Source organism: Caulobacter sp. B11 (genome assembly GCF_002737765.1).
Classification (GTDB): domain Bacteria; phylum Pseudomonadota; class Alphaproteobacteria; order Caulobacterales; family Caulobacteraceae; genus Caulobacter.
This window is the reverse complement of sequence record NZ_PEGG01000136.1, coordinates 1-5535: the sequence shown is the minus strand read 5'-3', so window position 1 is coordinate 5535 and position 5535 is coordinate 1. Positions and strand designations below refer to the sequence as shown.

The following is a 5535-nucleotide window of genomic DNA, read 5'->3' as shown; positions in this document are numbered from 1 at the left end:
CCGAGGGGACGATCAATCCCCGCCGGCCTGGACCCTCACCCACGGCCATTTCTGGCACCTGATGGGCATGTTCCTGCTGACCCTGCTGCTGGCCCTGCTGGTCTCGGTGATCGGCTCGATCCTGTCGGGCGTCGTGGTGGCGATGTTCGGCGGCGGCGCGGATTCGGCCGTGCTGCTGGTGCTGGCTGGGCCTGCTGGCCAACCTGCTGATGGCCCCGTTCTTCCTCACCGTTCAGACCGTGATCCTGGTCTCCGCCCCGGCCTCGGCCTATGGCCGCCTGCATGCGAGCGAACTGACGGTTTAGCGGGGCGGACTTGCGGTCGGACGCCTCTCCATCAGCCGTCTCCCCGGCCAAGGCCGGTGAGACGTTTGGAAACTAGGACATAATATCGTCAGGCCTCGGCGCTCGGCCGGGCCGAGACGGTCGCGCCAGGCTTTCAGGTGCTCGGCCTCGGCGGGAATCTCCAGGCCGATGAAGCCGGCGAAGTCGATGGTGGTCAGGGCCACGATGTCGGCGATCGAATAGGTCTCGCCGGCGATGAAGCCGCGGCCATCGGCCAGTTCGCGATCCAGCCACAGCATGGCCCGGGCCACGACCGGCTTGTTGGACTCGCCAAAGTCGGTGTGCTGGGTCAGCAGGGGGGCGGCGGTCAGGGGATGGGCGTGGCGCCAGAACATGGCGATCGGCGTCATCAGCTGGAACTCGATGCGCCGGGTCCACATGTCGATCTGGGCCTGTTCCAGGGCGGTGGCCCCAAACAGCGGCGGCTGGGGATGGAGCGCCTCCAGATAGCGGCAGATGGCGACGCTCTCGCTGATCATCGTGCCGTCTTCGAGCTCGAGGGTCGGGACCTGGCCCAGGCTGTTGCGGGCCCGATGCTCGGGGCTCTTGTGCTCGCCCTTGCGCAGGGCGAGGCGGATCTCCGGCAGGTCGAGACCCTTTTCGGCGATGAACATCCGCACGCGGCGCGGATTGGGCGCGGGATTGGCTTCCCCGTAGAGCTTCATGCGGCGTCCTCCCGAGCCGGCGTTCAGCGCCAGCCGTTTATGGTTTCAAACAAACGTTAGAAGCTGCGGAAGCGTTTGCCCAGCCGTCGATTGCGCGCAAGGGACTGTCGCGGCCGCGCGAACCTTGTTAGGCCTCGGATCGAACCCATTGCCGAGGGACGACATGCAAAAGTTCTCGACCACCGACGCGGCCTTCGCCGGCTTTCGCATGGTGCGCGAGCACCCCAGGACCGTGGCGGTCTGGGGGACAGTGCTGATGGTGCTGTCGGCCGTGACGACGATCATCCTGATCGCGGTCGGCGGGGCCGAACTGCAGACCTTCTTCGATTTCGACCCCTCCAGCGCGCCGGACGCCGAGAAGATGGCCGAGCAGATGCTGAAGGTCCTGCCGATCCTGATGCTGTCGGGGGCCTTCAACCTAGCCACCTCGGCGATCCTGCTCACCGGCGTCTATCGGATGGTGCTGCGGCCGATGGATCCGGCCCCCTATTATCTGCGGCTCGGGGCCGACGAGTTTCGCCAGTTCTGCGCCCAGCTGCTCTACACGCTGGCGGTGATTGGGGTCTATATCGGCAGCGCCATGCTGGTCGGGGCGGTGGTGACGATCCTGCAGAAGATCCTCGGCGACAACCCCCTACTGGGCCTGATCGCGCTGCTGGGCCTGGTCGGCATCTTCGGCGTGACGATCTATGCCGCGGTGCGCCTGTCCTTCGCCGGCGTCGCGACCTTCGTCGGCGGCCGGATCACGCTGCGGGGGTCGCTGCCCATCACCAAGGGGCGGTTCTGGCCGCTGCTGGTGACCTATCTCCTCGCCTTCGTGCTGTTTGTGGTCGTCTATATGGCCATCCTGCTGCTGGGCACTGCCGTGGCGATGATCATCGGCGGCTTCGCCGGGGCCGGCGAGGTCCTGAAGTCGGACATCAGTTCCCTGCAGGCCTTCCTGACGCCGGTGGGCGTGGTGCGGCTGGTTCTGGTCGGCGCGCTGTCGGTGCTGGCCGCCCTGGTGATGTTCGCCCCAGCCCCGGCGATCTACCGCGAGCTCAAGGGCGAAGGCTGACCTGAAGGCGGACGCTCAGGCCCGCTTGCTGGCCTTCAGCGCCGCCACCCGCGCCAGCCGCCGGATCTCGTGGCGGTCCAGGACCTCCTTGAGGTAGCGGCCGGTCCATGAGGCCTCGACCTTGGCGACGTCCTGGGGCGAGCCCACGGCGATGATCTCGCCGCCGCCGTCGCCGCCCTCGGGGCCGAAGTCCAGCAGCCAGTCGGCGGTCTTCACGACGTCGAGATTGTGCTCGATGACGACCACGGTATTACCCTGGTCGACCAGCTCGTGCAGCACCTCAAGCAGCTTCTTGATGTCCTCGAAGTGCAGGCCGGTGGTCGGTTCGTCGAGGATGTACAGGGTGCGGCCGGTGGCGCGCTTGGACAGTTCCTTGGACAGCTTGACCCGTTGGGCCTCGCCGCCCGACAGGGTGGTGGCCGACTGGCCGACCTTGACATAGGTCAGGCCGACCCGCTTCAGCGTCTCCATCTTGTCGCGGATCGGCGGCACCGCCTTGAAGAAGTCGGCGGCCTCCTCGACGGTCATGTCGAGGACCTCGGCGATGGTCTTGCCCTTGAACAGGATGTCGAGGGTCTCGCGGTTGTAGCGCTTGCCCTTGCAGACGTCGCAGGTGACGTAGACGTCGGGCAGGAAGTGCATCTCGATCTTGATCAGGCCGTCGCCCTGGCAGGCCTCGCAGCGGCCGCCCTTGACGTTGAAGCTGAAACGGCCGGGGCCATAGCCGCGGGCCTTGCTCTCCGGCAACTGGGCGAACCAGTCGCGGATCGGCCCGAAGGCGCCGGTATAGGTGGCCGGGTTCGAGCGCGGGGTGCGGCCGATCGGGCTCTGGTCGATGTCGATGACCTTGTCGAAATTCTCCAGACCCTCGATGCGCTCGTGCGGGGCCGGGGCGTCGCTGGCGTTGTTCAGGCGACGGGCGGCGGCCTTGTAGAGGGTCTCGATGGTGAAGGTCGACTTGCCGCCGCCCGACACCCCGGTGATGCAGGTGAAGGTCCCGACCGGGATCTCGCCGGTCACGCCCTTGAGGTTGTTGCCGGTGGCCCCGATGACCCGCAGCATCTTCTTCTTGTTGATCGGCCGGCGGTCTTCCGGCACGGCGATCTCGCGGGCGCCGGTCAGGTACATGCCGGTGACGCTGGCGGGATTGGCCATGATGTCGGCCGGCTTGCCCTCGGCGACGATCTCGCCGCCATGCACGCCCGCGGCGGGACCCATGTCGATCACATAGTCGGCGGTGAGGATGGCCTCTTCGTCATGCTCGACCACCAGCACCGAATTGCCCAGGTCGCGCAGGCCCTGCAGCGAGGTCAACAGGCGGGTGTTGTCGCGCTGGTGCAGGCCGATCGACGGCTCGTCGAGCACATAGAGCACGCCGGTGAGGCCCGAGCCGATCTGGCTGGCCAGGCGGATGCGCTGGCTCTCGCCGCCCGACAGGGTGCCCGAGCCGCGTGACAGGTTCAGATAGTCCAGCCCAACATCGACCAGGAACCGCAGGCGATCATTGATCTCCTTCAGGATCCGGCGGGCGATCTCCATCTGCTTGTCGCTGAACTGGGCCTCCAGGCCGGCGAACCAGTCCTTGGCCGGGCGGATGGCCAGCATCGAGACGTCGGCGATGTCGAGGCCGGCGATCTTGACCGCCAGGGCCTCGGGCTTCAGGCGCTTGCCGTGGCAGACGTCGCAGGGGGTGTCGGACTGGTAGCGGCCCAGTTCCTCGCGCACCCAGCTACTGTCGGTCTCGCGCCAGCGCCGCTCGAGATTGGGCATCACCCCCTCGAAAGGCTTGTCGACCTCGTATTTGCGGGCGTTGTCGTCATAGACGAACTTGATCTTGGTCCCGCCGGAGCCGTGCAGCACCACGTCGCGCGCGGTCTGCGGCAGCTTGTGCCAGGGCTCGTCCATCGAGAAGCCATAGTGCCGGGCCAGGGCCTGCAGGGTCTGGGTGTAGAGCGGCGAGGGGCCCTTGGCCCAGGGCGCGACCGCGCCCTTGTGCAGGGTCTTGTCCTTGTCCGGAATGACCATGTCGGCGTCGAAGGCCAGCTTGGCGCCCAGGCCGTCGCACTTGGGGCAGGCGCCCGCCGGATTGTTGAACGAGAACAGGCGCGGCTCGATCTCGGCGATGGTGAAGCCGCTGACCGGGCAGGCGAAGCGCTCGGAGAACAGCAGCCGGCGCGGCTCCTTCTCGCCCTCGTCGATCGTCGCCCATTCGGCCACGGCCAGGCCGTCGGCCAGGCGCAGGGCCTGTTCCATCGAGTCGGCCAGGCGCTGCTCCATGCCCGGCTTGGTGACGATGCGGTCCACGACCACGTCGATGTCGTGCTTGAACTTCTTGTCGAGCACCGGCGCGTCTTCGATCGGATAGAATTCGCCGTCGATCTTCAGCCTCTGGAAGCCGGCCTTCTGCCACTCGGCGATCTCCTTGCGGTACTCGCCCTTGCGGTCGCGGACCACCGGGGCCAGCAGGTAGAGGCGCGTGCCCTCGGGCAGGGCGGTGATCTTGTCGACCATCTGGCTGATGGTCTGGCTCTCGATCGGCAGGCCGGTGGCGGGCGAATAGGGGATCCCGACTCGCGCCCACAGCAGGCGCATATAGTCGTGGATCTCGGTGACCGTGCCGACGGTGGAACGCGGGTTGCGCGAGGTGGTTTTCTGCTCGATCGAGATGGCCGGCGACAGGCCCTCGATCAGGTCGACGTCCGGCTTGCTCATCAGCTCCAGGAACTGGCGGGCATAGGCCGACAACGACTCGACATACCGCCTCTGGCCCTCGGCGTAGATGGTGTCGAACGCCAGCGAGCTCTTGCCCGAGCCCGACAGGCCGGTGATCACCACCAGCTCGCCGCGCGGGATGTCGACATTGACGTTCTTGAGATTGTGCTCGCGGGCGCCGCGCACGCGGATGAAGTTGAGTTGTTCGGCCATGTTTTCCGGAACGCATGTGGCCGCAGGGAGGATGCGGCGCAGCGGCTATATGTAGGGCTCGATCCGGGAATTAACACAAGAACAAGATGCGAACAAATGTCGCGTCGTCACGACAGGACTCCCTACTGACAGCAGATGTCAGCAGGGGCGGGCCCGTGCGGGAGCGCCGCCGGCGCCAAATCGTTAACCGCCTTTGGAAGCGTGACCTTCACCGCCGCCGTGGTTGCCTGTGGTCATCAGGCCGCGCCTCTCGCGGTCGGGCGGGATGACGATCGTGAGCAAGAAGGCGGAAAAGGCCACGCCGGCGGCGCCGGCCAAGGGCGGCAAGGCGGCCAAGGCCCCCAAGCACCGTTCGGGCTTTGCTGACTTCATGACCCTGATGATCTCGGTGGCCTGCACGGTCTGGGCGTTCAAGACCATCATCGCCCTGGGCGCCCAGAGCTTCTAGGCGGCGCTTAGGGTCCGGCGCGCGACAACGCCCGTCGCGCCAACTCGGCGCGATGGTGCGAGGTCGGACGGAGCTTCCCATCGACGTTCATCCGGT

General features: G+C 66.8%; 5 protein-coding genes. 2 read left to right on the top strand and 3 right to left on the bottom strand.

Features of this window, described 5'->3' with window-relative positions:
- Positions 1–202, bottom strand: a 202-nt coding sequence (locus CSW58_RS15030; protein ID WP_236627696.1) for a hypothetical protein, incomplete at its 3' end; no start/stop codon positions are given.
- Positions 203–301: 99 nt separating this feature from the next.
- On the bottom strand, positions 302–1009 hold the full coding sequence (locus tag CSW58_RS06945) for a glutathione S-transferase family protein (RefSeq protein ID WP_099446795.1): 708 nt from the start codon (positions 1007–1009) through the stop codon (positions 302–304).
- 163 nt (positions 1010–1172) lie between these two features.
- Between CSW58_RS06945 and CSW58_RS06940 the strand changes: the two genes are divergently transcribed.
- Positions 1173–2066, top strand: coding sequence for a hypothetical protein (locus CSW58_RS06940; RefSeq protein ID WP_099446794.1), 894 nt, complete (start codon positions 1173–1175; stop codon positions 2064–2066).
- Positions 2067–2081: 15 nt separating this feature from the next.
- Here the strand turns inward: CSW58_RS06940 and uvrA are convergent, their stop codons facing one another.
- Positions 2082–4991, bottom strand: a complete 2910-nt coding sequence (gene uvrA / locus CSW58_RS06935; RefSeq protein WP_099446793.1) for an excinuclease ABC subunit UvrA — start codon at positions 4989–4991, stop codon at positions 2082–2084.
- Positions 4992–5265: 274 nt separating this feature from the next.
- On the opposite strand from uvrA, the gene CSW58_RS14020 reads away from it, so the two are divergent.
- On the top strand, positions 5266–5439 hold the full coding sequence (locus tag CSW58_RS14020; RefSeq protein ID WP_161494581.1) for a hypothetical protein: 174 nt from the start codon (positions 5266–5268) through the stop codon (positions 5437–5439).
- The last annotated feature ends 96 nt before the right edge of the window (positions 5440–5535 follow it).

What these genes read in the sequence shown, in the direction of transcription:
- CSW58_RS06940 (WP_099446794.1), top strand. Translation starts at nt 1,173, where the DNA reads ATGCAAAAGTTCTCGACCACCGACGCGGCCTTCGCCGGCTTTCGCATG.
- uvrA (WP_099446793.1), bottom strand. Translation starts at nt 4,991, where the DNA reads ATGGCCGAACAACTCAACTTCATCCGCGTGCGCGGCGCCCGCGAGCAC.
- CSW58_RS06945 (WP_099446795.1), bottom strand. Translation starts at nt 1,009, where the DNA reads ATGAAGCTCTACGGGGAAGCCAATCCCGCGCCCAATCCGCGCCGCGTG.